Source organism: Paracoccus niistensis (assembly GCF_042432925.1).
Classification (GTDB): domain Bacteria; phylum Pseudomonadota; class Alphaproteobacteria; order Rhodobacterales; family Rhodobacteraceae; genus Paracoccus; species Paracoccus niistensis.
Genome location: NZ_JBHLWE010000002.1, coordinates 69,321 through 92,989 on the forward strand (window position 1 = coordinate 69,321; position 23,669 = coordinate 92,989).

The following is a 23,669-nucleotide window of genomic DNA, read 5'->3' on the forward strand; positions in this document are numbered from 1 at the left end:
GGTCTTTCTCAGCGCCCGCGCGACAGGGCCGCGACGCCGGTGCGCGCCACCTCGGCCAGGCCCAGGGGGCGCATCAGGTCGGCGAAGGCGTCCAGTTTCTCGGGCGTGCCGGTGATCTCGAAGACGAAGCTTTCCAGCGTCGAATCGACTACCTTCGCGCGGAAGATGTCGCTGATCCGCAGCGCCTCGACGCGCTTCTCGCCGCCGCCCATGACCTTGAACAGCCCCAGTTCGCGCTCTACGGCCGGGCCTTCGACGGTCAGGTCATGGACCTCGTGCACCGGCACGATCCGGCCAAGCTGCGCCTTGATCTGCTCGATCACGGCGGGGGTGCCGCGCGTGACCAGCGTGATGCGCGAGCGGTGGCCGGTGTGGTCCACCTCGGCCACGGTCAGGCTGTCGATGTTGTAGCCGCGACCCGAGAAGAGCCCGATCACGCGGGCCAGAGCCCCCGCCTCGTTGTCCACGATCACGGCCAGCGTGTGCCGTTCTTCGCCCGCCGCATGATAGTCGCGCAGGTCATAGGCCGAATGGCTGGATGCGCCGCGTTCCAGTTTCAGTGCCGACATGATTGCCCCCTTACACCAGGACCGCGCCGTCGGACTGGATGGCGGTGCCGATGTCCTCGGCCGCCTCCAGGTCGCCCAGCAGCATCTCGTTATGCGGCTTGCCCGACGGGATCATCGGGAAGCAGTTCTCGTGCTTCTCGACCAGCACGTCCAGGATGAAGGGACCGTCATAGTCGATCATCTCGCGGATCGCGTCGTCGAGGCTGGCCGGATCACTGACCTGCCGGCCCTTGCAGCCGAAGGCCTCGGCCAGCTTGACGAAGTCGGGCAGGCTCTCGCTCCAGGACTGGGAATAGCGCTCGCCATGCAGAAGCTGCTGCCACTGGCGCACCATGCCCAGGCGCTCGTTGTTCAGGATGAACTGCTTGACCGGCGCGCGGAACTGCACGGCCGTGCCCATCTCCTGCATGTTCATCAGCCACGAGGCATCGCCCGCCACGTTGATGACCAGCGCCTCGGGATGGGCCACCTGCACGCCGATCGAGGCGGGCAGGCCGTAGCCCATGGTCCCGAGCCCGCCTGATGTCATCCAGCGGTTCGGCCCCTCGAAATGCAGGTATTGGGCTGCCCACATCTGGTGCTGGCCGACCTCGGTGGTGATGTAGCGGTCGCGGCCCTTGGTCAGCGCTTCCAGCCGTTCGATCGCGTATTGCGGCTTGATAAGCTTGTCCGAGTTCCGGTAGCTCAGGCATTTCCGCGCGCGCCACTGCTCGATCTGCGCCCACCACTGCTTGACGGCGGGGTTGGTCTTGCGGCCGCGCGACTTCCAGATCTTCAGCAGGTCTTCCAGCACATGGCCCACGTCGCCCACGATGGGCACATCGACGCGGATCACCTTGTTGATGCTGCTGGGGTCGATATCGACATGGACCTTGACCGAATTGGGCGAGAAATCCGCAACGCGCCCCGTGATCCGGTCGTCGAAGCGGGCGCCCAGGTTGATCATCAGGTCGCAGCCATGCATGGCCATGTTGGCCTCGTAAAGGCCATGCATCCCCAGCATCCCGAGCCAGTTCTTCCCGCTGCCCGGATAGGCCCCCAGGCCCATCAGGGTCGAGGTCACCGGAAAGCCCGTCGCTTCCACCAGTTCTGTCAGCAACTGGCTGGCCGCGGGTCCCGAGTTGATCACGCCGCCCCCGGTATAGAAGATCGGCCGTTCGGCACGTTCGATCAGCTCGGCCAGGCGCGTGATCGCGCCCACATCGCCCTTGCGCGGCGGCTGGTAGCGGGCGGGCTCGACCTGCTTCGGGCCGACATAGGTGCCGGTGGCGAACTGCACGTCCTTGGGAATGTCCACCAGGACCGGCCCCGGCCGACCCGAGGTCGCCACGTGGAAGGCCCGGTGCAGCGTCTCGGCCAGGCTGTCGGTGTCCTTCACCAGCCAGTTGTGCTTGGTGCAGGGGCGGGTGATGCCGACGGTGTCGGCCTCCTGGAAGCCGTCGGTGCCGATCATGAAGGTCGGAACCTGCCCCGACAGCACCACCAGCGGAATGGAATCGAGCAGCGCGTCCGTCAGCCCCGTCACCGCGTTGGTCGCGCCGGGGCCCGAGGTCACCAGCACGACGCCCGGCTTGCCGGTCGAACGGGCATAGCCCTCGGCCATGTGAACCGCGCCCTGTTCATGGCGGACCAGAATGTGCTGGATGTCGTTCTGCTGGAAGATCTCGTCGTAGATGGGAAGAACCGCGCCGCCGGGATAGCCGAATACGGTATCGACGCCCTGATCGCGCAGCGCCTCGACCACCATCCTTGCACCCGTCATGCTTCGGGACATCTCCGACCCCCTGTTCGCGGAAAACCTGCGGCAGAGCCGAGTGCTCTGCTGCGCCGCCGCAAGCTAGGCGGCAGTGCAGCAAGGGTCAATGGCACCCAAAGAAAAATGTCGGCCTGCCAGAGCAAAACGCAACAATGTTGCGCAACCCGGATTTCAGTCCTGCGGCAGGTGGATACGCGCGACCTGTTCCACGATGGGGTCGATGGACAGGGGATGAGTCTCGCCCTCGTGGTCCTCGGGGCGGCCGATATCCTGCCAGACGCCGCCCTTGTGGATCTCCAGCGCGCCGAAGCCGGCCTTGTAGGCCATCTTGCGGCTGCCCGGCACCCAGTAGCCCAAGTAGACATAGGGAAGCCCCGCCTCGCGCGCCATCTGGATGTGGTCGAGGATCATCCAGGTGCCCAGGCTGTCGGCGATCCGTGCGGGGTCGTAGAAGCTGTAAACGAGGCTCAGCCCGTCATCGAGGATATCCGTCAGGCAAACGGCGGCCAGGGGCTCGCCCTCCTCGGCGCGGGCGCGGTATTCGAAAACGCGGGTGCGGACGGGCGTTTCCTCGATCATCGCTGCGAATTCGAAGATGTCCATGTCGGCCATCCCGCCATCCGCGTGGCGGTGGTCCAGATAGCGGCGGAACAGGTCGAACTGCTCCTCGGTCGCCCAGGCGCTGGTGCCCAGGCGCTGCAGGCCGGCATTGCGTCGCATCACCCGGCGCTGGCTGCGGCTGGGCTGGAAGTCCCTGACCCGGATGCGCGCCGACATGCAGGCCACGCAGCTTTCGCAGCTTGGACGGTAGACCACGTTCTGCGACCTCCGGAAGCCCTGCCGCGACAGGGCGTTGTTCAGGTCCCGCGCGCGCTCGCCGGTCAGGGCGGTGAACAGCTTCCGCTCGGCCCGGCCATGCAGATAAGGGCAGGGCTGGGGTGCCGTGACGTAGAACTGCGGCGCGCTGGACGGTGTATGGCGCATCATTCCCCCTTCCGGCCGGAGGTCGCGGAAGGCGCAGGACCGGAGAAGCGGAGAAAAGCAGGGATCATGCGCGGCAGCCGGATCTTCGCCTCAAGGACGGGAATTGCGTGGACGGTAACAACAGAAGATGCACTCGCCAAGGACCTAGGGCGCGATTTGCCGAGTGCAAGCCGCAGCTTGGCTACGGGCTTTGGAACGTAAGCGGAACTTCGCTGGTGCCGCCTCGCATTGACGCGGCGTCCTTGGGCCTTAGGCTTGGGACATGAGCTTCGCCGACCGCATCACCCGCCTGCCGCTTCCGACCGACGAGAACCGTGGCGCCACCGCTGCCGCCCTGCTGCCGGGACTCGCCCCCAGGCTGACCGACCTGCTGCGCGGGACCGCAGGCTCCAGCCCCTATCTGGCCGGACTGATCGAGCGCGAGGCCGAGTGGCTGGCCGGGGCGCTGGACCGCGACCCGACCGCCGCCTGGCTGGCCTTCGCCGAGACCGAGGGCTTCGAGGCGCTGTCCCCTGCCGACCTCGGCCCCGCGCTGCGGCAGGCCAAGCGGCGCGTGGCCCTTTATGCCGCGCTGGCCGACCTGGGCGGCGTCTGGTCACTGGACGAGGTGACCGGCGTTCTGACCGACCTGGCCGACCGCGCGACCGACCTGGCGCTGCGGGCCCATGTCGCGGAGGAGGCGCGGCGCGGCAAGCTGCCCGCGCCCCTGGCCGGGGCCGCGCCCGATGCGGGCGGGATCTTTGCGCTGGCCATGGGCAAGATGGGCGCGCGCGAGTTGAACTATTCCTCGGACATCGACCTGATCGTCCTTTACGACGACGCGGCCTATGCCCCCGCCGACCAGCACGAGGTCCGCGCGGCCCTGATCCGCGCCACGCGAAAGGCCGCGGCCACGCTGTCGGACCTGACCGCGCAGGGCTATGTCTTCCGCACCGACCTGCGGCTGCGGCCCGACGCCTCGGTGACGCCGGTCTGCATCTCGGCCAGCGCGGCGCTGAGCTACTACGAGGCCGAGGGACGCAGTTGGGAACGCGCCGCCTACATCAAGGCGCGGGTCTGCGCGGGCGATCTTGCAGCGGGGCAGCGCTTTCTTGACGGGCTGCGGCCCTTCGTCTGGAGGCGGCATCTCGACTTCGCCACCGTCGAGGACACGCACGAGATGCGCCGCCGCATCCGCGACCACAAGGGACTGCACGGCATCCGCGTGCAGGGCCATGACATCAAGCTGGGCCGCGGCGGCATCCGCGAGATCGAGTTCTTCGCCCAGACCCGCCAGCTGATCGCGGGCGGGCGCGATCCCGACCTGCGCGCGCGCCGCACCGTCGATGCGCTGGCCGCGCTGGCGGACAAGGGCTGGATTCCCGCCGAGGTGGCCGAGGAATTGTCCGCCCATTACCGCGCGCATCGCGAGATCGAGCACCGCATCCAGATGGTGAACGATGCCCAGACCCACACGCTGCCCTCGACGCCCGAGGCCCTGGGCCTCGTGGCGCGGCTGGCAGGCGAGCCTGAAACCGAGGACTGGTGCGCGCGGCTGGAGTCGCGCCTGCACCGCGTCGAGGAGCTGACCGGCGACCTGTTCGAGCCGGGGACCGTCGCCGACCGTCCCCGGCTCAGCGCCGAGCAGACGGCGGTGGTCGAGGGCTGGCAGAGCTATCCGGCCTTCAGGTCCGTCCGCGCGCAGCAGGTCTTCGCCCGGATCGAGCCGCGCGTCCTGTCCAGCCTGTTCCGCTCCGGCCGTCCGGACGAGGCGCTGGGCCGCTTCGACAGCTTCCTGCGCGGGCTTCCGGCGGGCGTGCAGCTTTTCTCGATGTTCGAGTCGAACCCCTCGCTGATCGACCTGCTGGGCGACATCTGCGCGACCTCGCCGGGGCTGGCGGCCTACCTTGCCCGTCACCCCGAGGTGCTGGATGCGGTGCTGGCGGGCAGTTTCTTCGCCCCCTGGCCGAGGATCGAGGCGATGCGGGCGGAACTGTCGGCAACGCTGGACCGCACGATGGCCGCGCCCGACGGCGGATATGAACGGGCGCTCGACGCCGCCCGGCGCTGGGCGCACGAATGGCAGTTCCGCGTGGGCGTCCACCACCTGCGCGCGCTGGTCGAGGCCGAGGAGGCGGGCCAGCATTACGCCGACATCGCCGATGCGGCACTGGCGGCGCTGGCGCCCTTGGTCACGGCCGAGTTCGCGCGCCGCCACGGTCCGCCGCCGGGGCATGGGGCGGCGGTGCTGGGCATGGGTTCGCTGGGCGCGCGGCAGCTGAACGCGGCCTCGGATCTGGACCTGATCGTGATCTATGACGCGGCGGGGGCCGAGGGCTCATCCGGGCCGAAGCCGCTGGCGACGCGGGCCTATTACGCGCGCCTGACGCAGGCGCTGCTGACCGCCGTCACCGCGCCCACCGCGGCGGGCCGGCTTTACGAGGTGGACATGCGGCTGCGCCCCTCGGGGCGGCAGGGGCCGGTCGCGACGGCCTTCGAATCCTTCCGCACCTACCAGATGGAGGAGGCCTGGACTTGGGAGCATCTGGCCCTGACCCGCGCCCGCGTCATCGCGATGCTGCCGGGCGCCCTGTCCGATTCGCCGGATCAGACCGAGCCGCCGCAGCCCGAGGCCGAGGAGCAGGCGCCGCTGGCGGTCCGCCTTGAAACCCTGCGGCGCGAGGTGCTGGCGGCGCGCGGGATGGACCCGCGCGTCATCCCCGATCTTGAGGAGATGCGGCAGCGGATCTTCGCGGCCAAGGCGCCGGACGGGCGGTGGGAAGCCAAGATCGGCCAGGGCCGCCTGCAGGACATCGAACTGCTCGCGCAGTCGCTGGCGCTGCGCAGCGCCTCGCCCTCGCGCGGGGCGGGGATGCAGATCCGCGCGGGCCGCCGCGCGGCCCTGATCGGGACCGAGGACGCGACCAACCTGACCGTCGCCCACCGCTTCCTGTGGCGGCTGCATTGCGCGGGCCGCCTGCTGACCGACAGGCCCCTGGACATGGAGGCGCTGGGCCGGGGCGGGCAGGATTTCCTGCTGCGGGAAACGGCCTGTGCCACGCTGGAGGAACTGGCGGCGCGGCTCGACGCGACGGTCGACTCGGCGGGCCGGATCATCGATGCCCTGACCCAGGCGGCCGAGGCTGTGCCGTAAGCTCGGAAAGACCGCAGCAGGCGGATACAGATTGTATCTTCAGGGGCCAAGAACTGCAGGCCCGATCCATGCCACAAGGACGCAAGAGCCGCTGCAAGGCACTGGTCCTGCGAGGCGCCTGATCGGCTCGCCGGTCCTCACCCAATCGAGCCGTCGACACGCAGCGGCATGGTCGCCGCAGGCGCTTCGCTGCTTTCTGGTGACAGGCTGTTCAGCACGGGGATCAGCGCGCCTTCGGGCAGGGCTTCCGGGGTCTCATCCGCGGCATGGTCGAAGACGCCATGGGTGGTCTTGTCCCAGTAGAAGGGCTTGGCGACGATCTCGTAGGCGGCCTTCCACGCGGCAAGGCAGGCCAGCGGGAAATAGAAATACAGCGTGGGTGCCCAGGGCATCAGGTGCGGATGGGTGCGCCGCACGGCCCAGATCGCCACGACCACGTTGAGCGCCTCGGACAGAAGGAACGTGGCGATCACCCCCGTGCCCAGCCAGCCGTCCATCAGCGGTCCCAGTGGATGGCCAAGACCCATGGTCAGCAGCCAGAAGCTCCACAGCACGGGGGCCAGCATGAACTGCTGGACGGTGGCGAACATCTGCAGATGGAAGCCGACCGTCGGCCAGAAGCCGATCTCGCGCACCAGCCGGCCAGGCGCGCGCATGTGGACGCCCCAGGTCATCGCGAAGCCCTTGAGCCAGCGCGACCGCTGCTTGACCCAGGGGAGTGCGCGGCAGTTCGCTTCCTCATGCGTCGTCGTCGCCACGATCTCGGTGCGATAGCCGAGGCGGGCCAGGCGAACGCCAAGGTCGGCGTCCTCGGTGACGTTCCAGCCGTCCCAGCCGCCCGCCTGCGCCAGCGCTGTGCGGCGGATGAAGAAGGTCGTTCCACCCAGGGGCACCACCAGCCCCATGCGTGCAAGCCCAGGCAGCACGCCCCGGAACCAGGCCGAGTATTCCAGCGTGAAGCAGCGGGCGAGCCAGTTAGTGCGCGGGTTGTAGAAGTCCAGCGCGCCCTGCACGCAGGCCACCTGAGGCGGTGCGAAATGCAGATGGCGGGCCACCTTGTGCAGCTGGTCGGGTTCGGGGCGGTCCTCGGCGTCCCAGACGCCGATGATCTCGCCCCGGCAGAAGTTCAGCGCATAGTTCAGTGCGCGCGGCTTGGTGCGGATCGGGCCGTCGGGCACGGTCACGACGCGCATCCAGAAGGGCAGGGTCACGCCCTCCAGCGCGTGGCGTGTGACCGCGTCGGTTTCCTCGACCACCAGCAGGATGTCGGTCAGTTCGCGCGGATAGTTCAGCCGGGCGAGTCGGCCGACGAGCCGGTCGGCGATGTCTTCCTCGCGGAACATCGGAACCATGACCGAGATCACGGGCCATTTCTCCTCCAGTCCCGCATCCGGATGGGCGGCGTCGGCCTTGCGCAGCCCGCGCAGCGTCGCACGGAAAGCCAGCGCCTTCAGCCCCGTGGTCGCCACCAGTGTCCCGATTGCCAGAATGCTCACCAGCGCCAGCACCATCACCGGGGCCAGCCACAGCCCCAGCGTCAACGCGGCCATCACCGCCAGCAGGATGCGGCCCAGCCGTCCTTCGTTCCGGGTGCGGCAACTGAGCTCGGGGGGCACGCAGGTCTCGGCCTGCCGGATCAGCGCGGTGCGGCGGGTGGCCAGCAGCGCCTGGATGCAGTCGGTTTCCGGGCAGAGCAGCATCCGCACGGGACCGAGCCGCTTTTCGAGCTGCCCGCGCAGGGCTTCGAACCGCTCGGGCCAGGCGGCGGCCACGAAAGTCACGCCACCGGTCCGCCGCCAGGGCACGACGCCCTGGGTCAGGCACCAGTCCGCGCCCATCTCGTCGATCAGCCGTGCGTCCGGGGGCAGGGCGGCGAGGTCGATGACGCTGGTGCGCCATTGCCGCGACAGGGCGCGGAACAGCGCCTGCGGCGTGACCCAGCCGCGCGCCAGCAGGATCTCGCCCAGCCGCGCTGTCTCGCGCCGCTGCATGACCAGCGCCTTGAGCAGGTTGCCCGGATCGACCGCGCCCTCGTCCAGCAGGATCTGCCCCAAGGGTCGGCTGTCGCGCCCGGAAGGGCGCGGCGCGGGCCGGTCGTCGGGTCGGGCTACGCGCGGGCGGAACGGGACCGGCGCCCGATCAGCCTCGGGCGCAGCAGGAGTTCCCGGCAGCTTGCGGCGAATCGGCGTGACGGACATCGGGCACCTGGGGGCTGTCGAAACCTGCCCCTTGATGGCCCGAAATGCTTAAACCACCGTTAACGGGGCGTCAGCCCTGCCGGCGCTCGCGCATGGCCTCGGCGAAGCGCTCGAACAGGTAGGCGCTGTCCTGCGGACCGGGGCTCGCCTCGGGGTGATACTGGACCGAGAAGACCGGGCGGTCCGCGACCTTGAGCCCGCAGTTCGACCCGTCGAACAGGCTGACATGCGTCTCGATCACGCCCTCGGGCAGGGTCTGCGCGTCCACCGCGAAGCCATGGTTCATCGAGGTGATCTCGACCTTGCCGGTTTCCTTGTCGCGCACCGGGTGGTTCGCGCCGTGATGGCCGTGGCTCATCTTGACGGTCTTCGCCCCCAGGGCCAGCGCAAGCATCTGGTGGCCGAGGCAGATGCCGAAGATCGGCAGATCGCGCTTGAGCAGCGTCTGGATCATCGGCACGGCATATTCGCCCGTCGCGGCCGGGTCGCCCGGGCCGTTCGACAGGAAGACGCCATCGGGATCGTGGGCCAGCACTTCCTCGGCGGTGGCGGTGGCGGGCAGGACGGTCACATCCGCCCCCGCGTCGGCCAGCGAGCGCAGGATGTTCCGCTTGGCGCCGTAGTCCAGCGCCACCACGCGCAGGGGCTTTTCGGGACGCTCGGCTCCGAAGCCGCCGGGCCAGCGCCACATCCCCTCGTCCCAGCGATAGCTCTGGGTGCAGCTGACCTCGCGCGCGAGGTCCATGCCGACCAGTCCCGGCCAGTTGCGGGCGCGGGCCACCATCGCCTCGATGTCGAAGTTGCCCTCCGGGTCGTGGGCCAGCACCACGTGCGGCGCGCCCTGCTGGCGGATCGCGCGGGTCAGGCGGCGGGTGTCCACGCCGCCGATGCCGATGCGGCCGCGCCGTTCCATCCAGGCGGCGAGGTCAGACACGGCGCGCCAGTTCGAGGGCTCGGTCGGGTCCCACTTGACGACGATGCCGGCCGCGACCGGGTCGGGCGCCTCGTCGTCTTCGGGCGTGACGCCCGTGTTGCCGATATGGGGGAAGGTGAAGGTGACGACCTGGGCTGCATAGCTGGGGTCGGTCATGATCTCCTGATAGCCGGTCATGGCGGTGTTGAAGACCAGTTCGGCCACGACCTCGCCCACCGCACCGAAGCCTCGGCCATAGAAGATCGTCCCGTCGGCCAGAGCCAGGCACGCGGTCTGTTTCTGTTCCATCTCGAACCCCCGGAAAATCGGGCGAGAGCTAAGGGATGCGGCGGATGGGGTCAAGGCTTGACCCGTGCCTGCCGCAAGGGCAAGCGTGGCCCGACCCAAGACAGCGAGGAACGACATGGAACTGCGCGAGCGCATCCAGGCGGCGACGAAAGAGGCGATGAAGGCCCGCGACGGGCAGCGCCTGTCCACGCTGCGCCTGATCGGGGCGGCGATCAAGGACCGCGAGATCGCCAAGCGCGGCGAGGATGCCGCCGGCGCGCTGACCGAGGAGGACCTGATCGCGCTGCTGTCGCGCATGGTCAAGCAGCGCCAGGAATCTGCCCGCGCCTATGAGGAAGGCGGGCGGCTGGAGCTGGCCGAGCGCGAGCAGGCCGAGATCGGCGTGATCCAGGAGTTCCTGCCGCGCCAGCTGTCGCCCGCCGAGATCGAGGCGGCGATCGATGCGACCATTTCCGAGCTTGGCGCCACGGGGGTGCGCGACATGGGCCGGGTCATGGGCGCGCTGCGCGAGCGTCACGCGGGGCAGATGGACTTCGGCGCGGCAGGCGCGCTGGTCAAGGCCCGGCTGATGGGCTGACCGAAGGCGGGGGCTCTGCCCCCGGACCCCCGGGATATTTCTACGAAGAAGAAGGAGCTTTGGGCGGTGCCCGGTTGGCCGGGCGCGCGCCTCAGGGTGCAGGCTGGGCGGACAGCCGTTCCTCGACCAGGGCGACGGCACGGGCCACGGCCTCGTCAATGGTCAGGGCTGTCGTGTCGAGCACCACCGCGTCGGGCGCGGCGCGCAGGGGGGCCGTAGCGCGGGCAGCGTCGCGGGCGTCGCGCTCGCGCAGTTGCGCCAGCATCTCGGCCGGATCGGTGCCGAGTTCGGCGGCGCGGCGGGCAGCGCGGGTCTCGTCGGCGGCCACGACGTAAAGCTTGAGCTGCGCGCCCGGGCAGATCACCGTGCCGATGTCGCGCCCGTCCAGCACCGCGCCCGGTTCCTGCGCGGCGAAGTGGCGCTGGAAATCGACCAGCACGGCGCGTACCTCGGGGATGGCGGCGACCTGTGACGCGGCCTGGCCCGCCTCGGCCGAGCGCAATCCGGGGCGCAGCAGATCCTCGGGCGTCAGCGCCCTGGCCGCAGCCACCGGATCACCGCCGAGCGCACCGACCGCGCGATACAGAAGCCCCGTGTCGAGGTGCAGGAAGCCGAAGCGTTGCGCCAGTGCGCGTGCGATCGTGCCCTTGCCCGAGGCGGCCGGTCCGTCGATGGCGATGGTGAAGGGCATGGGCATTCTCCGGCTGCAGGTCGGCCTCTCTTGCCACAGGGGGCGGCCCGAGAGAAGCCGGGCCTTGCCCTGCGGCGGGGCTCAGACGATGGCGGCCTCGGCAAAGGGCTGGCCGTCCAGCACCCGCTGCACGCCTAGGGGCGACAGGTCCAGCGTCACCCAGTCGCCATGCACGATCTGCTCGGCGATGCCGCGGCCCACGGCCGGGGCCTGCTGCAGTCCGTGCCCGGAAAAGCCGTTGGCGTGGTAAAGGTTCGGCACCTGCGGGTTGCGGCCAATAATTGCGTTCTGGTCCAGTCTATTATAAGCGTAATGCCCTGCCCATTCACGGATCACGCGGGCGGCGCCGAAGCCCTCGGCCCGGGCGTAGAGGGCGGGCCAGACGTGATCCTCCCACAGGTTGGACTGGGGGACGAAGTCGTCCTCGTCGCAGGGGCCGTCGGTGGCGGGAACGGTCGCGGCCAGCCACTGGCCATGCTCGGGGCGCATCCAGATGCCCGAAGGATCGATGATCAGCGGCGCGTCGGGATGGCGGGCCTCGGGCGCATCGACCACGAAGATCGTGCGCTTGCGCGGCTCGACCGGCAGGTCGAGGCCCATGGATCGCATCAGCCCCGCCGCGCGCGGACCCGCGCAGTTGACGAAGACATCGGCTTGCCGCCGCCCGCCCTTTTCCAGATGCGCGGCCAGGATGCGGTCGCCCTCCCGCTCGAAGCCGGTCACGCGGTCGGTCACCCACACCGCCCCCGCCGCGCGGGCGGCGTTCTTCAGCCCCGACAGCAGGCCCATGTTGTCGAAGAAGCCCTCGTCCCGCGGGCCGAAGGCACCGGCCACGACGTCGTCGAGCTGCATCCAGGGAAAGCGCGCGGCCAGACCGGCGCGGTCCAGCACCTCGGTCCCGGCGCCAAGGCTGCGCTGCATCGCGGCCAGGCTTTCCAACTGCACCGCGCCTGTCTCGGTCTGGGTCAGGAACAGGTAGCCGTTCTCGCGCAGCCCGAGGTCCGGGACGCCGCCCTGAGGTCCGGTCCATCGGGCGAAATCGCGGATGAACTCGATCCCGAAGCGGCTGATGGCAACGTTGATCTCGTTGGTGAACTGCGAGCGGATGCCTGCCGCCGACAGCGCGGTCGAGCAGGTGGCGTAGGTCGGGTCCTGTTCCACCACCGTCACCCGCAGCGCGGGGTCCAGCCGGGTCAGCCAGAAGGCCACGGATGCGCCCATCACCGCGCCGCCCGCGATCAGAACCTCGGTCACTCTGCAATTCCCCCTTGCCGTCGGTGGCGCAGGATTTGCCCAAGCCCTTGCCGGGCGCAAGGGTGCTTCACGAAGATGCAAGGCGCTGGACCTCGGGGCCGGGATCGGCGATACCAAGGCCCAAATTGCGCGCCTCAAGCGGAGTTGCCCCATGTGGATCGTCGATCGAGTGCTGACCTGGTGGAACGGCCAGACCCTGGGCACCCAGGTCTGGACCGCCCGCCATGGAACCCGTGTCGGCGAGGATGAACTGGGCAACGTCTATTACCAGACCCCCGGCGGCAAGCGGCGCTGGGTGATCTACAACGGCGAGGCCGAGGCAAGCCGCGTGCCGCCCGACTGGCGCGGCTGGCTGACCCACACCTATGCCGAGCCGCCCAGCCGCGCGCCCCTGCCGCGCAAGGCTTGGGAAAAGCCGCATGTGCCGAACATGACCGGCACGCCGGCAGCCTATCACCCGGCGGGTTCGCTGTACCGGGCCGAGCCGGTGGCCCGGCGCGACTACGACGCTTGGCAGCCCGAGTAAGGCCATGTCCGAACGCGCGGAACGGGCCGAGCTGGTCGTCGGCGCCGCCGTGCTGGCCGTCGCGGCGGGCTTCCTGGCCTGGTCGGTCGGCGGCTGGGGCGAGCGCGGGCAGGGCACCTATCCGCTGGTCGCCTCCTTTCCCAACGTGGACGGGGTCGAGCGCGGAACCGAGGTGCGCCTTGCGGGCGTGCGCGTGGGCCGCGTGTCGGACGTGCGGCTGAACCCCGAAACCTATTACGCCGAGGCCGAGCTGCGGGTGCCCGAGAACATCGTGCTGCCAACTGACAGCGCCGCGCTGATCCAGTCGGACGGGCTGCTGGGAGGTTCCTACATCGAGCTGCGGCCGGGCGGCGCGGTGGAGACCCTGGGTCCCGGAGACGAGATCGAGGACGTGCAGGGCGCGGTCAGCCTGTTGGGGCTGATGATGAAATTCGTGGATTCGCAGGCGGGCGGGGATAATGCGGAGGATCAGCCGTGATCCGCCTCGGCCTTGCCTTTGCGCTGGCCGTAGCGGTTCCGGCGCTGGCCCAGACAAGCCGAAGCACCGACGTGGCTCCCGGCACACGCGCTGAAACCGTGGCCCCTCTGATCGACGGTCGGGTCGGCCAAGGACAGGGCGCGTTGCTGCGGGGCCTCGACAAGGTGTCGGGGCAAAGCACGGACCTGCCGCTGAACGTGGGCGAGGCCGTCACCTTCGGGCGGCTCGAGGTGCGGCTGGGCGAATGCCGCTATCCTGCCGACGATCCCGAATCGGACGCCTTCGCGCAGCTGACCATCACCGACCTGCGCAGCCGCACGGCCCTGTTCACCGGCTGGATGATCGCGTCGTCGCCCGCGCTGTCGGCGCTGGACGACGCGCGCTACGACGTCTGGGTAGTGGGCTGCAACGACGGCACCGGGACCGCGCGGCCGGATCTGACCTACGAGCCTGACACGGCCGTGCCCGAGGGCGGCGAGGGTATGGGCCCGGACGGGGACTTCACGCCTGTCGAGGACGAGGACGCCGAGGGCTGACGCAGCAAGGCCAGCAGCGCCTCGGCCGACCGGAGCGGCTGCGCGTGGAAGTCGGCGGCCCGGCGTAGGGCGCGCCCCAGCCGCGACTGGTAGTCGAGACGGCTGATCTCGCGCCCGCCCATGCTCGCCAGATGGGGTGTCAGATATTGCGTGTCGAACAGCGTGAAGCCGCAGCGCGCCAGATGGTCCGAGATCCAGATCAGCGCCATCTTCGATCCGTTCGTCCGGGTCGAGAACATGCTTTCCCCGAAGAAGGCGCCCCCCAGCGTTACCCCGAAGATGCCGCCGGCCAGACGGCCCTCCTGCATGACCGCGAGCGCATGGGCGTGGCCCAGGGCGTGCAGCTCGGCGTAAAGGTCGCGCAGCGGGGCGTTGATCCAGGTCTCGGGTCGGTCCGCGCAGGCCTCAACGATCACGTCGAAATCGGGGCGTGCATCGGCGCTCCACCCTCCACGCGCAAGGCTGCGCAGCAGCGAATGCGACGCATGGACGCCACCCACCGGCAGGATGCCGCGCCGGGGCGGGTCAAACCAGTAAAGCTGCGGGTCGTCGGCCGAATAGGCCATCGGGAAGACGCCGTTCGCATAGCCCCGCAGCAGCATCGCCGCCGTCAGCATGGACATGCGCATCCGTCAGGCGTTCCCGGCATGGGCAGCTTCCCCCGTCCAGACAAAACCGGGGAAAGCTAAGCGCGGATTGCCGGGCAGCACAACCGCCCGGCTAGCCTCGGTTGCCGTATTCGCGTTCCAGCCAGCGTTCCAGCCAGTGGATCGAATAGTCGCCCCGCTGGATGTCCGGTTCCTTCAACAGGTCGCAGAACAACGGGATGGTCGTGTCCACGCCGTCCACGATCAGCTCGTTCAGGGCGCGGTTCAGCCGGGCCAGCGCCTCGGCCCGGTCGCGTCCGTGAACGATCAGCTTGCCGATCAGGCTGTCGTAATAGGGCGGGATGACATAACCGTCATACAGCGCCGAATCCATCCGCACACCCAGGCCGCCCGGCGCGTGATACTGGCTGATCCGGCCCGGAGAGGGCGCGAAGTTCGGCAGGCGCTCGGCGTTGATCCGCGCCTCGATGGCATGGCCGCGAATCGACAGCTGGTCCTGGCGCAGGCTCATGGACTCACCCGCGGCGACGCGGATCTGCTCGCGCACGAGGTCCACGCCATAGATCGCCTCGGTCACGGGATGTTCCACCTGAAGGCGGGTGTTCATCTCGATGAAGTAGAACTCGCCGTCCTCGAACAGGAACTCGATGGTGCCCGCGCCCGCGTATTGCAGCCGCGCCACGGCGTCGGCGCAGATCCTGCCGATGCGGTCGCGCTGTTCGGGGGTGATGACGGGACCGGGCGCCTCCTCCAGCACCTTCTGGTGGCGGCGCTGCAGCGAGCAGTCGCGCTCGCCCAGGTGGATGGCATTGCCACGGCCGTCGCCGAAGACCTGGATCTCGATATGGCGCGGACGCTGGAGGTATTTCTCGATATACACCTCGTCGTTGCCGAAGGCCGCCTTGGCCTCGGCCCGCGCGGTGCGGAAGGCGACCTCAAGCGAGGCTTCGTCCTGCGCGACCTTCATCCCGCGACCGCCGCCGCCTGCCGTGGCCTTGATGATGACCGGATAGCCGATCCCGGCCGCGACGCGGCGCGCGGTCTCGATGTCCGGGACGCCTCCGTCCGAGCCCGGCACGACCGGGATGCCCAGCGCCTTGGCGGTTTCCTTGGCGGTGATCTTGTCGCCCATCATGCGGATATGTTCCGCGCGCGGGCCGATGAAGGTGATGCCGTGGTCCTCGACCATCTGCACGAACTGGGCGTTTTCCGACAGGAAGCCATAGCCCGGATGGATCGCCTGCGCGCCCGTGATCTCGCAGGCCGACAGGATGGCCGGCATCGACAGGTACGAGGCCGAGGACGGCGGCGGGCCGATGCAGATCGATTCATCGGCCATGCGGACATGCATGGCGTCGCTGTCGGCGGTCGAATGCACCGCGACCGAGGCGATGCCCATCTCCGAACAGGCGCGGATGACCCGCAGCGCGATCTCGCCGCGGTTGGCGATCAGGATCTTGTCGAACATGGGCGGGCCCTACTCGACGATCATCAGGGGAGTGCCGAACTCGACGGGGGTGCCGTCGTCGATCAGGACGCGCCGCACGGTCCCGGCGCGGGGGGCGGGGATGTGGTTCATGGTCTTCATCGCCTCGACGATCATCAGCGTGTCGCCTTCCGCGACCTGCTGGCCGATGGTGACAAAGGGCGCGGCGCCCGGCTCGGCCGACAGGTAGGCGGTGCCGACCATGGGCGAGGTCACGGCCCCCGGATGGCTGGCCGGATCGTCAAGGCCCGCCGCAGGTGCGGCGGCAGCAGCGGCGGGGGCGGCAGCCGCAGCCGGCGCGGGCAGCGCCTGCAGGGCCGCGGGCGCACCCTGAACGACCACCTGCTTGCCATGCTTGGACAGCGACACGGTCAGGCGGTCGTTCTCGCCGTATTCCCGCTTGACCGAGATTTCGGTCAGCTCGTTGCGGTTCAGAAGCTCAGCCAGCGCCTGGATGAAGGCGGTGTCGCCCGCGTGGTGCCGGGTCTGGTCGTTCTCGCTCATCTATTTCTCTGCCTTTGGGCCGTTCTGGGGTCGCGGCGTTTTCGCCGGGCGTTATAAACCCTCGCGCGGGGCAAGGGAAACCGTTTCGGGCGGCGCGGCCGAAGGGCCCTGCGCTCCGAGGTCCGGGGGATCGTCCGCGTCGGGGCGCCCCGACAGGTCCTTCCAGCGCCGGTGGACCCAGAACCACTGGTCCATGTGGGCGCGGACCAGCCCTTCCAGGTCGTCGTTCAGCGCCTGCATCATGGTTTCGGGGTTGCTGGGGGCGACGGGTTCGCCCACCTCGACCCGGAAGCTCAGGCCGTCCGGCTGGCGGATGCCCGCAACGGGGACCAGCAGCGCATGATAGCGCAGGGCAAGCTCTGCCGGCGTCAGCACGGTCTGGCTGGGCAGGCTGAAGAAGCGCAGCGTCGCGCCGTGCCGGTCATACTGGTCGAAGCCGAGGCACAGCATCCCGCCGCCCTTGAGAAAGCGCAGCATCCCCGCCAGCCCGGCACGCCCGCGCGGGAACAGCGGCTGCGCGATGGCCTCGATGGCGGGAACATAATGGCGGTTGAAGGCGCGGTTGTTCATGGGCCGGTAAAGCGCGCCGACCTTCCAGCCCCGCGCCGCCAGCGCCGCCCGCATGGCGTCGTAATTGCCGAAATGGGCGCAGGCGAGGATCACCGGACGCCCTGCGGCCGCTGCCTGTTCCAGCGCGGGCAGGCCGGGCCCGGACAGCCGGTCCTCGGCGCCGACGCGGGCAGTGAACTCCGTCCCCGAGTAGATCTCGATCAGTGCGCGGCCTGCGTTGTCCGGGACGGCGCGGGTCAGGCGACGGACCTGCGCGGGAGCCAGGTCGGGGCAGGCCAGCGCGAGGTTGTCGCGGATGCGCCTGCGCCAGCCTGCAAGGGGCGCCACGACATGGGCGAAGGTCCAGCCCATCGCGGGCACCCGGCGACGATAGGGCATCAGCAGGAACAGCCCCACCAGAAGGCGGAAGGCGCCACTGCTCAGCCGGTCGGCAAGCGGGATCGGCTCCTCGTCACCCTGCGTCATCGCTGCGGTTCCTGCATGGCTTGCGCCTCGCGCGCCCAGACGTAAAGGCCCGCGGCCACGATGACGATGGCGCCGAGGACCGTCCAGCCATCGGGGACCGCGCCGAAGAACAGCCAGCCCCAGAGACCGGCCCAGATCAGCCCGGTGTAGCCGAAGGGGGCGATGGCGGCAGCCTCGGCCATGGCGAAGGCGCGGATCAGCAGCGCCTGCGCCAGCGTGCCAAGCAGCCCCATCGCCGCGAAGGCCCACAGGTCACCGCTTGCGATGGGCTGCCAGACGAAGGGCGCCACCAGGGACGCGCCAAGCGTCGCCACTCCCGTGGCCCACAGGATCGAGGTCGCGGTTCCATCCCCCCGCACCATGCGCGTCATGATCGCGCCCGCCGCATAGGTGACGGCCCCCAGCAGCGGCAGCAGGGCGGCGGGCTGGAAGACGCCCGCGCCGGGGCGGATGACGATCATCGCGCCCACCAGCGCCACGGTGATGCCCGCCACGCGACGCGGGCCGATCCGTTCGCCCAGGAACAGCGCGGCGCCAAGCGTGATCAGGACCGGGTTGATGTCCATGATGGCCGTCGCCTCGGCGAGCCCGATGAAGGGCAGCGCCGTGAAGAACAGCCCGATCGAGGCAAGCTGCGTCAGCCCCCGGCCCACCTGCAGCAACGGCGAGGCCGAGCGCGCGACCTGTTTCAGGCGCGGGGCCAGCACCACCGTGACGATGATCAGGTTCAGCGCCATGCGGCACCAGATGATCTGGCCTGGGTGATAGCCCGCCTGCGTCAGGTGCTTGCCGGTCGCGTCCATCAGCGTGAACAGGAAGACCGAGCCGAGCAGCGTGAGGATGCCCAGCGACTGCTGCGAATAGCGGGGTTTCGCGACCCTGACCGTTTCGGTTTGCAGGGTCGTCATCAGGGTGGACCCATGCGCCCGGCACCATGGCCGGACGCTCTGCGAGGGATATTTGGGGCCGAAAGACAGCCTGCCGCGCGAGGAACCATGCGGCAGGGCTGCGTCGCGGGGATCACAGCAGCGCCTTGACCTTTGCCACCGTGGCTTCGGGCGTGATGCCGAACTCCTTGTAAAGCCGGTCAGCCGGGGCCGAGGCGCCGAAGCCGGTCATGCCGACGAAATCGGCGCGCTTCCAGCTGCCGCGCTCGCCAAGAAGCAGCCACTCCCAGGGCTGGCGGACGGCGGCCTCGATGGCGACGCGGACCGGGCCTTCGGGCAGGACCTCGGCGCGGTAGTCCTCGGGCTGGTCGCGGAACAGTTCCATGCAGGGAACAGAGACGACGCGGGTGGGCGTGCCCTCGGCCTCCAGCGCCTCGGCGGCCTTGACGGCGATCTCGACCTCGGAGCCCGAGGCCATCAGGACCGCCTTCGGCTCAGCCGAGGCCTCGCGGAGAATGTAGGCGCCCTTGGCGGTCAGGTTCTCGGCCGTGTGTTCCGTGCGGACGGTCGGCAGGTTCTGCCGCGACAGCGCGAGGACCGAAGGCGTCGAGTCGGTCGTCAGCGCCAGTTCCCAGGCCTCGGCCGTTTCCACCACGTCGGCGGGGCGGAAGGTCCAGGTGTTGGGCGTTGCGCGCAGCATGGCCAGGTGTTCCACCGGCTGGTGGGTCGGGCCGTCCTCGCCGAGGCCGATCGAGTCGTGCGTCATCACATAGACGACCGGAACGCCCATCAGCGCCGACAACCGCATCGCGCCCCGGGCATAATCGGTGAAGGCCAGGAAGGTGCCGCCATAGGGACGGAAGCCGCCGTGCAGGGCGAGGCCGTTCATCGCCGCCGCCATGCCGTGTTCGCGGATGCCCCAGTGGACATAGCGCCCGGCGCGGTTCTGCGCGTCGAAGATGCCGAGGTCGCGGGTCCTGGTGTTGTTGGACCCGGTCAGGTCCGCCGAGCCGCCGATGGTTTCGGGCAGGATCGGGTTGACCACTTCCAGCACCATCTCGGACGCCTTGCGGGTGGCGACCTTGGGCTTTTCGGTGCTGGCCTTCTGCTTCAGCGCGGCGATGGCGGGGGCGAGAACCTCGTTCGGCTCTCCGGCCACGCGCGAGGCGAAGGCGTTGCGCTGGGTGTCGGGCAAGGCATCGACGCGGGCGGCCCAGGCCTCGCGGTCGGCGCGGCCGCGCGCGCCGATCTCGCGCCAGCGGGCGACGAGTTCGTCGGGCAGGTCGAAGGGCTCGTGTTCCCATGCATAGGCGAGGCGGGTGGCCGCGATTTCCTCGGCCCCCAGCGGCGAGCCGTGGACGCCCGAGGTGCCGCCTTTCTTGGCCGAGCCATAGCCGATGGTGGTGTTGCAGGCGACCAGCACCGGGCGGCCGTCGTCCTCTTTCGCGGCAGTCAGCGCCCGGTCAATGTCCGCCGGGTCATGGCCGTCGCAGGACAGCGTGCGCCAGCCGGCCGCCTCGAACCGCTTGAGCTGGTCGGTCGAATCCGACAGCGACACCGCGCCGTCGATGGTGATCTTGTTGTCGTCCCACAGGACGATCAGGCGGCCGAGCTTGAGGTGCCCGGCCAGGGTGATCGCCTCCTGGCTGATGCCCTCCATCAGGCAGCCGTCGCCGGCGATGACCCAGGTGCGGTGGTCGCACAGCTCCTCGCCGAACTCGGCGCGCATCTTGGCTTCGGCCATGGCGAAGCCGACCGAGGTGGCAAGGCCCTGGCCCAGCGGGCCGGTGGTGGTTTCCACGCCCTCGGCATGGCCGTACTCCGGGTGGCCCGCCGTCGCCGCGCCCCACTGGCGGAAGTTGCGGATCTGGTCGAGCGTCATCTGCTCGAACCCCGTCAGGTGCAGCAGCGAATAGATCAGCATCGACCCGTGGCCCGCCGACAGGATGAAGCGGTCGCGGTCGAACCAGTGGGGCGCCGAGGCGTCGAACTTGAGATGCTTGCGCCACAGCACGGTGGCGACATCGGCCATGCCCATGGGCATGCCGGGATGGCCCGAGTTCGCGGCTTCCACCGCATCCATGGACAGCACGCGGATCGCGCTGGCGAGGCTCCAATGATCGGGATCGGCAAGGCGGCGCGCGGTGAGGGGCATGGGGCGGCTCCGGGCAAGAATGTCAGGGCGGGTGATAGGCAGAGGCCGGCTTGGTTGCAAGGCAAACGGGCGTGCTGACGCGGCGGCGTGGGGCGGGGGCCGGCCCCGCTCGGGCTTCGCACCTTCCTCGCTGGAAACAGTCCACGGGACTGTTCTCCAGGCGCTCGGAAGCCTTGGATGTTTTCACGAAGAAGATGGAGCCTGGGTGTCCTTGGACAGTGGCGGCTGTGCGAGGGGGTGATGGTTCAGCACCAGTTCGCGCATCCGCTCGTCGAGGACGTGGGTGTAGATCTCCGTCGTGCCGAGATCCGCGTGACCCAGCAGCGTCTGGATCGCGCGCAGGTCGGCGCCCCCTTCCAGCAGATGCGTGGCGAAGGCGTGGCGCAGGACATGGGGCGTGACCTTGCCGGGCGGCAGGCCCGCGGCGGCGGCGAGATTGGCAAGCATCCCGTGGAAGGCCTGCCGGGTCATGTGCCCCGCCGCGCTGGCGGCCGGAAACAGCCAGCGCGCGCCCTTGCCCGCGGCCAGCCTGCCTAGGGCGCTGTCGGCGGGGGCGCTGTCGCGCAGCGCCAGCCAGCGGGCGAGTGCCGCGCGGGCGGGGCCGGTCAGCGGAACCATGCGTTCCTTTCCGCCCTTGCCGCGGATCAGCAGCAGTTCGGGGTCGCCACGCACCGCAGCGACGGGCAGGGACACCAGTTCGCTGACCCGCATCCCCGTGGCATAGATCAGCTCCATCGCGGCGGTGTTCCGGGCGCGGTCCTCGGGCGTCGCGCCGTGGGTCTGGACGGCATCGAGCAGGCGGCCGACCTCGGCCTGAGACAGCACCTTGGGCAGGCGCTGGCTGCGGCCGGGGCCGGACAGCCGGATCGCCGGGTCGTCGTCGCGCCAGCCCTCGTCCAAGGAAAAGCGGGTGAACTGGCGGATGGCGGACAGGCGGCGGGCGCGGGTGGCGCGGGACAGGCCCTCGGCCTCGCAGGTCGACAGGTAGGCTTCGATATCGTCGCGGGTGATCGCGGCAAGCGTCAGGCCGTGCCGCGCGGTCCAGGCGGCCAGGTCGGCCAGGTCGCGGCCATAGGCCAGAAGGGTGTTGCGCGCGGCCCCCGCCTCGGCCGCCTGGGCGTCCAGGAAAGCCTCAATCCGGCGCAGGTCTTCGGCGCGGCCCTTGTCCTGCCGTGCGGGCGGGCGGCCGGGGCGGCGCTGCGTGCTCACCTGCGCGGACCGCCCATGTGCTCGGTCAGCAGCAGCTCGACTGCCGCCTGCTGCGCGTCCGAGGGCTGGCCAAGCTCGGCCATCCGGCGCAGGCCGGCGCTGGCGCGCGCAACGTCGCCATCAAGCCCTGCGTCCACGTCGGCCATCGCAGCCAGCAGGGCAAGGCCGCGCCCCTCGGGCGGCGCCTCGGCCATGGGCTCGGCCGCCAGCGCCTCGGCATGGGCGGCGCCCGCGCTGCCCTGCGGGAAGGCCGCCGCTGCGTCGGGATCGCCCGCCGCCAACGCGATCAGCGCGCGGTCGGGCGCGGGCAGGTCGGCGCCCGGCGTTTCCGGCAGCCCGACCAGCAGGCGCAGGTGCGCGGCGGCCTCGGCGGCTTCGGGGTCCAGCGTCAGGCCGGAAAGGCCGGGACCCACCAGCCGCGCGAAGGGGACGATCAGCCCGGCCTCGAGGAACAGAGAGGCCGCCTGCGGCAGCTCGGCCGAGATTGCCGCCGTGTCGCCCGCATCCAGCGCAGCCTCGATCCGCTGAAACGCGGCCGCGCGGTCCCAGACGCCACCCGAGGCAGCCGGGCGTTGGTCCAGATAGGCCGCCGCCAGCGGCGCCGGGTCCATGGCACCCGCGCGGGCCAGCCGCTCGGCCGCATCCAGCCGCGCCTTCCAGCCCGCGTTACCGTTCAGGTCCGCCCAGGCGAAGGACAGGGGCAGCTCGGCCGTGGACAGGGGCTGGCCGATCGCCTCGAACAGCCGGAATTCCAGCGGGGTGACCTGCGCCGGGTCGGGCAGCGCGTCGCTCAGATCCGCCGAACCGTCGTCCAGGAAGCGTTCGAGCAGCGCGAGCGTCTGCGGCTCGATGAGGCCGGCGGCGCGGGCGCCGTGCAGCGTCAGGGCGGCCGCGCTCCAGTCCCCCAGCCGGGCGAGGCAATAGATGCGCGCGCCCAGGTCCGGGGCGAGGCCGGGGCGCTGGCCCATCACGGCACAGGCCTCGTCGGTGGTGTCGCGCAGAAGGGCGATCTCGAAGCGCCGGGCAAAGCGCGGCCCGTCGGTCCAGCCCGCCGATTGCAGCATTGCCTCGGCGTCCTCCAGCCGTCCGGCCGCGATCAGCCGGTCCACCCGGGCCAGAAACAGCCGACCCTCGTCCCCGGCCGCGCCGGCGGGCGGCGCAAGCTGTGCCGTCAGGATGCGCTGGAGCAGCGCGCGGTTCGCGGCCAGGCGCGGGTTGGCAGCAGCGATCGCCTCGGCCACCTGGCCTGCGGGGGCTGCACCCCAGAGGTCACGGGGCAGACGCGCGGCCTCGGCCCTGATGGCGCCCTTGGTGTCGGGGTTGCCGTCCGACAGCCGCGTGACTCCCACGGGCGGCGGGGCGGCGGTCGTCGCAAGCGCGCGCGGCGGCTTCAGGGTCGCGGGGCGGGCGACCGGCGCCACGGGACGCAGGCGCTGCGCCTCGAATGGCACGCTGTCGCCGGGGCGCCAGCCGGTCACGGGGGGCTTGGCGGGAGCGGTGCCCTTCAGCCAGTCGCTGGCCGCGGCAGGTTCCCTCGGCCCCTGCGCCAGTGCCGCGCCCGAAGGCAGGGCGGCCAGCGCCGCCAGAAGGGTCAGGTCAGTCCAGCGCATCGGGATCGCTCGGCTCTTCCGGGGTGTCGGAGGCTGGCGCGGCAGGCGCCGGGGTGGCGGCGGCAGGTGCTGCGGCGGGCAGGTCGAGGTCCAGTTCCACCGGCACCCGCATCTGCCGCGAATCCGCGGCCATGTCGCCGAAATAGGCATACCCCACCAGCGCGATCAAAGCCGCCACGACAAGGAAGGCGATCAGTTTCAGCAGCCGCATGGTCTGTCCTTTCGTCCGCAGCCCCGGCCTCGTGGGCGAA

Annotated in this window: 21 protein-coding genes; 5 read left to right on the forward strand and 16 right to left on the reverse strand. The window is 70.2% G+C overall.

The features are described from left to right. Positions 1-8: 8 nt before the first annotated feature. The 3 genes from ilvN to ACFFII_RS00470 form a co-directional block, all read right to left on the reverse strand. A complete protein-coding gene (gene ilvN / locus ACFFII_RS00460; protein ID WP_377696908.1) occupies positions 9-569 on the reverse strand; it encodes an acetolactate synthase small subunit in 561 nt (186 codons plus the stop codon). 10 nt (positions 570-579) lie between these two features. Further along, positions 580-2,343 (reverse strand): acetolactate synthase 3 large subunit, encoded by a 1,764-nt coding sequence (locus ACFFII_RS00465; RefSeq protein ID WP_377696909.1) that lies wholly within the window; start codon positions 2,341-2,343, stop codon positions 580-582. Between the two features lie 153 nt (positions 2,344-2,496). Then, positions 2,497-3,309 (reverse strand): arginyltransferase, encoded by an 813-nt coding sequence (locus ACFFII_RS00470; protein WP_377697019.1) that lies wholly within the window; start codon positions 3,307-3,309, stop codon positions 2,497-2,499. Positions 3,310-3,571: 262 nt separating this feature from the next. On the opposite strand from ACFFII_RS00470, the gene ACFFII_RS00475 reads away from it, so the two are divergent. Beyond that, positions 3,572-6,442 carry a [protein-PII] uridylyltransferase family protein gene (locus ACFFII_RS00475; RefSeq protein ID WP_377696910.1) on the forward strand — a complete coding sequence of 957 codons (2,871 nt, stop codon included), beginning with the start codon at positions 3,572-3,574 and terminating at the stop codon, positions 6,440-6,442. Positions 6,443-6,579: 137 nt separating this feature from the next. Here the strand turns inward: ACFFII_RS00475 and ACFFII_RS00480 are convergent, their stop codons facing one another. Further along, positions 6,580-8,640 (reverse strand): glycosyltransferase, encoded by a 2,061-nt coding sequence (locus ACFFII_RS00480; protein ID WP_377696911.1) that lies wholly within the window; start codon positions 8,638-8,640, stop codon positions 6,580-6,582. Positions 8,641-8,710: 70 nt separating this feature from the next. After that, positions 8,711-9,862, reverse strand: a complete 1,152-nt coding sequence (carA, locus tag ACFFII_RS00485; protein ID WP_377696912.1) for a glutamine-hydrolyzing carbamoyl-phosphate synthase small subunit — start codon at positions 9,860-9,862, stop codon at positions 8,711-8,713. A gap of 115 nt (positions 9,863-9,977) precedes the next feature. Between carA and ACFFII_RS00490 the strand changes: the two genes are divergently transcribed. After that, entirely contained in the window at positions 9,978-10,439 is a 462-nt protein-coding gene (locus ACFFII_RS00490; RefSeq protein WP_377696913.1) for a GatB/YqeY domain-containing protein, read from the forward strand. A gap of 91 nt (positions 10,440-10,530) precedes the next feature. On the opposite strand, the gene ACFFII_RS00495 is transcribed toward ACFFII_RS00490, so the two are convergent. Both ACFFII_RS00495 and ACFFII_RS00500 read right to left on the reverse strand, forming a co-directional pair. Continuing rightward, positions 10,531-11,130, reverse strand: a complete 600-nt coding sequence (locus tag ACFFII_RS00495) for a (d)CMP kinase (protein ID WP_377696914.1) — start codon at positions 11,128-11,130, stop codon at positions 10,531-10,533. Positions 11,131-11,211: 81 nt separating this feature from the next. Continuing rightward, positions 11,212-12,384, reverse strand: coding sequence for an NAD(P)/FAD-dependent oxidoreductase (locus ACFFII_RS00500; protein WP_377696915.1), 1,173 nt, complete (start codon positions 12,382-12,384; stop codon positions 11,212-11,214). Positions 12,385-12,535: 151 nt separating this feature from the next. Here ACFFII_RS00500 and ACFFII_RS00505 point away from each other — a divergent pair, with 151 nt between their 5' ends. From ACFFII_RS00505 to ACFFII_RS00515, 3 genes are read left to right on the forward strand one after another with little or no spacing between them, the layout of a single operon-like run. Beyond that, on the forward strand, positions 12,536-12,910 hold the full coding sequence (locus tag ACFFII_RS00505; RefSeq protein WP_377696916.1) for an NADH:ubiquinone oxidoreductase subunit NDUFA12: 375 nt from the start codon (positions 12,536-12,538) through the stop codon (positions 12,908-12,910). A 4-nt stretch (positions 12,911-12,914) separates the two neighbouring features. Then, the gene (mlaD, locus tag ACFFII_RS00510) at positions 12,915-13,388 is read left to right on the forward strand and encodes an outer membrane lipid asymmetry maintenance protein MlaD (RefSeq protein ID WP_377696917.1); all 474 of its coding nucleotides are present in this window, start codon (positions 12,915-12,917) and stop codon (positions 13,386-13,388) included. Continuing rightward, positions 13,385-13,924 carry a DUF2155 domain-containing protein gene (locus ACFFII_RS00515; RefSeq protein ID WP_377696918.1) on the forward strand — a complete coding sequence of 180 codons (540 nt, stop codon included), beginning with the start codon at positions 13,385-13,387 and terminating at the stop codon, positions 13,922-13,924. Before mlaD ends, ACFFII_RS00515 begins: the two co-directional genes overlap by 4 nt. Here the strand turns inward: ACFFII_RS00515 and aat are convergent. From aat to ACFFII_RS00560, 9 genes are all read right to left on the reverse strand, one after another. Continuing rightward, positions 13,831-14,547 carry a leucyl/phenylalanyl-tRNA--protein transferase gene (gene aat, locus ACFFII_RS00520; protein ID WP_377696919.1) on the reverse strand — a complete coding sequence of 239 codons (717 nt, stop codon included), beginning with the start codon at positions 14,545-14,547 and terminating at the stop codon, positions 13,831-13,833. The genes ACFFII_RS00515 and aat overlap by 94 nt on opposite strands. A 97-nt stretch (positions 14,548-14,644) precedes the next feature. Beyond that, complete coding sequence (gene accC / locus ACFFII_RS00525; protein ID WP_377696920.1) at positions 14,645-16,000, reverse strand: acetyl-CoA carboxylase biotin carboxylase subunit; 1,356 nt, start codon at positions 15,998-16,000, stop codon at positions 14,645-14,647. A 9-nt stretch (positions 16,001-16,009) separates the two neighbouring features. Then, complete coding sequence (gene accB, locus ACFFII_RS00530) at positions 16,010-16,522, reverse strand: acetyl-CoA carboxylase biotin carboxyl carrier protein (RefSeq protein WP_377696921.1); 513 nt, start codon at positions 16,520-16,522, stop codon at positions 16,010-16,012. Between the two features lie 51 nt (positions 16,523-16,573). Further along, a complete protein-coding gene (locus tag ACFFII_RS00535; RefSeq protein WP_377696922.1) occupies positions 16,574-17,557 on the reverse strand; it encodes a lysophospholipid acyltransferase family protein in 984 nt (327 codons plus the stop codon). Further along, complete coding sequence (locus tag ACFFII_RS00540; protein ID WP_377696923.1) at positions 17,554-18,465, reverse strand: DMT family transporter; 912 nt, start codon at positions 18,463-18,465, stop codon at positions 17,554-17,556. The genes ACFFII_RS00535 and ACFFII_RS00540 overlap by 4 nt, the downstream gene beginning before the upstream one ends. A gap of 112 nt (positions 18,466-18,577) precedes the next feature. Further along, positions 18,578-20,599: a transketolase gene (gene tkt / locus ACFFII_RS00545; RefSeq protein ID WP_377696924.1), complete on the reverse strand. Its 2,022-nt coding sequence runs from the start codon at positions 20,597-20,599 to the stop codon at positions 18,578-18,580. 183 nt (positions 20,600-20,782) lie between these two features. Next, entirely contained in the window at positions 20,783-21,808 is a 1,026-nt protein-coding gene (locus tag ACFFII_RS00550; RefSeq protein ID WP_377696925.1) for a tyrosine recombinase, read from the reverse strand. After that, positions 21,805-23,418 carry a hypothetical protein gene (locus ACFFII_RS00555; RefSeq protein WP_377696926.1) on the reverse strand — a complete coding sequence of 538 codons (1,614 nt, stop codon included), beginning with the start codon at positions 23,416-23,418 and terminating at the stop codon, positions 21,805-21,807. The genes ACFFII_RS00550 and ACFFII_RS00555 overlap by 4 nt, the downstream gene beginning before the upstream one ends. Then, a complete protein-coding gene (locus tag ACFFII_RS00560; protein ID WP_377696927.1) occupies positions 23,405-23,629 on the reverse strand; it encodes a hypothetical protein in 225 nt (74 codons plus the stop codon). The genes ACFFII_RS00555 and ACFFII_RS00560 overlap by 14 nt, the downstream gene beginning before the upstream one ends. Between the last annotated feature and the right edge of the window lie 40 nt (positions 23,630-23,669).